Raw genomic sequence first — 4,027 nt, forward strand, 5'->3', positions numbered from 1 at the left:
GGCCGAAACCCTGCAGCAGCGCCAGCATATGCACCGCCATGGCCGACACGACGAAGCCCTGCAGCGAGAAGGCGAGGGCCAGCAGGAGAAAGGCGCGGCGCCGGGCGGGCCCCGTCAAGAGGGCGGGCGCCTCGGGCGGCGGAGCGATGGCCGCCGCCCCGCCCGCCTCCAGCAGCGGGCGCGCGACGCGGCCCGGCAGCAGGAACAGATGCAAGGGCACGCAGACAAGGATCTGGGCCAGCCCGTAGAGCCGATAGACGCCGCGCCAGTCCAGCAGCGCGAGCAGCGCGCTGGTCAGGGGCCAGAACAGGGTCGAAGCAAAGCCGCCGATCAGGGTGAGCTGGCTGATCGCCCGCCGGGCACCTCCGCCGCGAGCCTGCGCCAAAGCGGCGAAGGCGGCATCATAGAACACGGCGGTGGTCACCGCCTGCAGCGCCACCATCGCGGCGATATAGCTCGCCAGCCCCCGTGCCTCGGCGAGGGCGAGCAGCGACAGGCCGGCGAGCAGAGAGCCTGCCGCCATCACCGGCCGGGTGCCGTGGCGGTCGATCAGACTGCCGGTGACCGGCGCGACGGCGCCGCCCAGCAGCAGGCCGACCGCGAAACCGCCGAAGGTCCATTCCGGCGGCCAGCCGAATTCGGCGGTGATGCGCGGGGCCAGCACCGTGAAGGCATAATAGAGCGCGCCATAGCCGAGGATCTGGGTGGCGCCTAGAGCCGGGATCAGCAGGGCGCCGCCGGGGCGCAACAGGCGCGAGGACATGAGGCGCCGTCAGACCACGGGGTTGCGCAGGACGGCGCCGGGCCGACGCAGCCGCGCCAGGTTCTCCACCAGCAGATCGACGACGTTGGCTTCGTAGGCACGGGTCTCGCCGGCGCTGTGGGGCGTCACCAGCACCTGCGGCAGCGACCAGAAGGGCGAGGCCGGCGGCAGGGGCTCGTCATGGAAGCAGTCGAGCCCGGCGCCGGCGATGCGGCCGGCCTGCAACGTCTCCAGCAGCGCCGCCTCGTCCACCACCCGCCCGCGCGCCACATTGACCAGCAGCGCGGAGGGCTGCATCGCGGCCAGAATGCGGGCGTCGATCAGGTTCTCGGTCTCGGGGGTGAGCGGGCAGGTCAGCGCGACGATGTCGGCCTGGGCGACCGCCTCGGCGAGATGGTCGGGCCGGACCACCGCCTCGACATGCTCCGCCGGCTCGGGACTGCGGCGCACGCCGATGACGCGCATGTCGAAGGCCGAGGCCAGCTTCGCCAGCCGCAGGCCGATGCGGCCGAGCCCGACGATGACCAGCGTCTTGCCGCCGAGCTCGTCCTCGCGGCGGCCGCGCTCCCCGATCATCGGGCGCCAGACGCTCTTCGCCTGGTTGTCGCGGGCGAGATGGAGCTGGCGCGAGAGCGAGAGGATCAGCGCCATCGCATGCTCGGCCACCGCCCGCTCATTGCTGCCCTGCGCGCTGGCGAGCCTGACGCCGGCCGCCTTCAGCGCCGCCTTGTCGAACTGATCGGTGCCGGCGCTGACCGACTGGATGAAGCGCAGCTTGGGCAAGGACGGCAGCAGCTCGTTGCGCCACAGGCCCGAGACGACGAGCACATCGGCTTCCGGCGCGCGCGCCTTCAACTCGTCCAGGGTGCGGACCTCGAAGCTCGCCGCCCCCGCGCCGCGGGCGAGATACTCGTCCCGGATCTGATAGGCGGCATGGGCGAAGCCGATCGTCAGCTCCCGGTCCTCGGGCAGGAAGGCCATGCGTGTCTTGCTCCTCTGGGGCCGCGTGGGCCTGTGTCGATTCAGCCTGATGCAGCTTCGCATGGCGATCTCATGCGCCGCGAGAGGCCTCCGGCGCATCCGCGCTCAGCGCTGATTGCAGGCGCGCCCATTGCGCCTCGTCCGCCGGGAGGCCGAAGCGCAGACGCTGCGGCGCGTCGCGAAAGCGGCGGACATATAGGCCGGCGTGGCCGAGCCGGGCGAAGAGGGCCGGCGCATCCGCCGCCTCCAGGAGGCGGAACAGGCTGGTGCCGCCGACAATCTCGCCATGCGCGCCGAGCAGCGCATCGAGCCGGGCGGCATCCCGCGCGCAGGATGCGGCGGTCGCGCCCAGCCAATCGGCATCGCCCAGCGCGGCAGCGCCGATCGCCAGCGCCGGGCCGGACACGGCCCAGGGGCCCAGAGCGGCGCGCAAGGCCTCGGTCAGGTCCGGCGCGGCGACAGCGAAGCCGAGGCGGACGCCGGCCAGCCCATAGGTCTTTCCGAAGGAGCGCAGGACGATGGTGCCGGGCGGCAGGGCGGGGATCAGGCTCGCCTCGGGCTCGAGATCGCAAAAGGCCTCGTCCAGGACGAGAAGGCCGCCGCGATCGGCGCAGCGCTCCGCCAGATCCAGCAGCGCGGAGCGCGGCATCACCCGGCCATCGGGGTTGTTCGGGTTGACGATGACGAGCGTGGCGGCCTCGCCCGCCTCCGGGAGAGCCGCGACCTCGCTCACCGCGAAGCCGCCCCTGCGCCAGGCCTGCGCATGCTCCGCATAGGTCGGCCCCAGCACCGCGACCGGTCCGGCCGGGGCGAGGCGCGGCAGAAGCTCGATCAGGATCTGGGTGCCGGGCGCGGCGACGATGCCCAAGCGCTCGGGCACGCGATAGGCGGCGCGGGCGGCGGCGAGCAGCGCCTTTTCGTCCTCCGCGCCGGGAAGCCGCGCCCATAGGCTTAACGGCAGCGCCGGAAGCGGATAGGGGTGCGGGTTGATGCCGGTGGAGAGATCGATCCATGGCTCGGGCGCATCCGGAAAGAGCGCGCGGGCCGCGGCGAGATCCCCGCCATGCCAGATGCCGCCCTGCTTCTCCCGCGTCTCGATCACCCGCCTCGCCCCATGTCTCTCGCCGACAGCCTGCCGCTCCTGTTGCTCGCCCTCGCGGCGGAGGCGGCGCTCGGCTATCCCCCTTCCCTCTACGCCGCCATCGGCCACCCCGTCACCTGGATCGGGGCGCTGATCGGCCGGCTGGACCGGGGGCTGAACCGGGAGGGCGCTTCCTTCGCCCTGCGCAAGGCGGCCGGCGTGCTCGCACTCGGGCTCTTGCTCGCGGTGACAATCGCGCTCGCCGCCATCGTCCAGTCGCTGCTCCTGAAGGCGGGGCCGCTCGGGCTGGTGCCACTGGCGCTGCTGGCCTCGACGCTGCTCGCCCAGCGCAGCCTGCACGAGCATGTCGCGGCAGTGGCCGAGGGGCTGGAGAGCGGCGGGCTGGAAGGCGGGCGGGCCGCCGTCGCCATGATCGTGGGGCGCAATCCGCAGAGCCTCGACGAGGCGGGCGTCTGCCGCGCCGCGATCGAGAGCCTCGCCGAGAACTTTTCCGACGGCATCGTCGCGCCGGCCTTCTGGCTGGGGCTCGGCGGCCTGCCCGGCATCGCCGCCTACAAGGCGATCAACACCGCCGATTCCATGATCGGCCACAGGACGCCGCGCCATCTCGCCTTCGGCTGGGCCGCCGCGCGGCTCGACGACCTCGTCAACCTGCCGGCCTCGCGCCTGACCGCGCTGCTTTTGGTGAGCGCGGCCGCGCTCGACCGGGAGGCCGATGCCCGAGGCGCCTGGCGGGCCGTGCGGCGCGATGCGGGCAAACACACATCGCCCAATGCCGGCTGGCCGGAAGCGGCGATGGCCGGGGCGATCGGCCTCAGGCTCGCCGGACCGCGAGTCTATGGCGAGATGCGCGTCGAAGCCCCCTGGATGGGTGACGGGCGGGCGCAGACCACGGCCGCCGATATCCGCAGGGCATTGGCGCTCTATCGGAAAGCCTGCTGGCTGCTGTGGGGGCTGGCGGCGGCGGGCGCCCTGTTCGCCTGGTTCTGATCGCTCGTCGCCATTTCGCCCTTCAGAACTCGATCCCCTCCTGCGCCTTCACGCCGGCGGCGAAGTGGTGCTTCACCAGGGTCATCTCGGTGACGAGGTCGGCGGCGGCAATGAGTTCGGGCTTGGCGTTCCGGCCGGTGACGACGATGTGCAGATCGTGGCGGCGGGCGGCGAGCGTCGCCACCACCTCG

5 protein-coding genes are annotated in these 4,027 nt (G+C 72.7%); 1 reads left to right on the forward strand and 4 read right to left on the reverse strand.

Going from position 1 to position 4,027, the window contains the following annotated elements:
- From ACOJTB_RS17665 to cobD, 3 genes are all read right to left on the reverse strand, one after another.
- The coding region (locus ACOJTB_RS17665) for an MFS transporter (protein ID WP_420103838.1) at positions 1 to 763 on the reverse strand (763 nt) is incomplete at its 3' end.
- Positions 764 to 772: 9 nt separating this feature from the next.
- Positions 773 to 1,744: a D-2-hydroxyacid dehydrogenase gene (locus tag ACOJTB_RS17670; protein ID WP_420103839.1), complete on the reverse strand. Its 972-nt coding sequence runs from the start codon at positions 1,742 to 1,744 to the stop codon at positions 773 to 775.
- A gap of 70 nt (positions 1,745 to 1,814) precedes the next feature.
- Positions 1,815 to 2,846: a threonine-phosphate decarboxylase CobD gene (gene cobD / locus ACOJTB_RS17675; RefSeq protein WP_420103840.1), complete on the reverse strand. Its 1,032-nt coding sequence runs from the start codon at positions 2,844 to 2,846 to the stop codon at positions 1,815 to 1,817.
- Positions 2,847 to 2,858: 12 nt separating this feature from the next.
- Between cobD and cbiB the strand changes: the two genes are divergently transcribed.
- Positions 2,859 to 3,836, forward strand: coding sequence for an adenosylcobinamide-phosphate synthase CbiB (gene cbiB / locus ACOJTB_RS17680; RefSeq protein WP_420103841.1), 978 nt, complete (start codon positions 2,859 to 2,861; stop codon positions 3,834 to 3,836).
- A 22-nt stretch (positions 3,837 to 3,858) separates the two neighbouring features.
- Here the strand turns inward: cbiB and ACOJTB_RS17685 are convergent.
- A partial coding sequence (locus ACOJTB_RS17685) for a cob(I)yrinic acid a,c-diamide adenosyltransferase (RefSeq protein ID WP_420103842.1) occupies positions 3,859 to 4,027 on the reverse strand: 169 nt, incomplete at its 5' end.

Source organism: Allobosea sp. (genome assembly GCF_048595345.1).
In the GTDB taxonomy this organism is placed as follows: domain Bacteria; phylum Pseudomonadota; class Alphaproteobacteria; order Rhizobiales; family Beijerinckiaceae; genus Allobosea.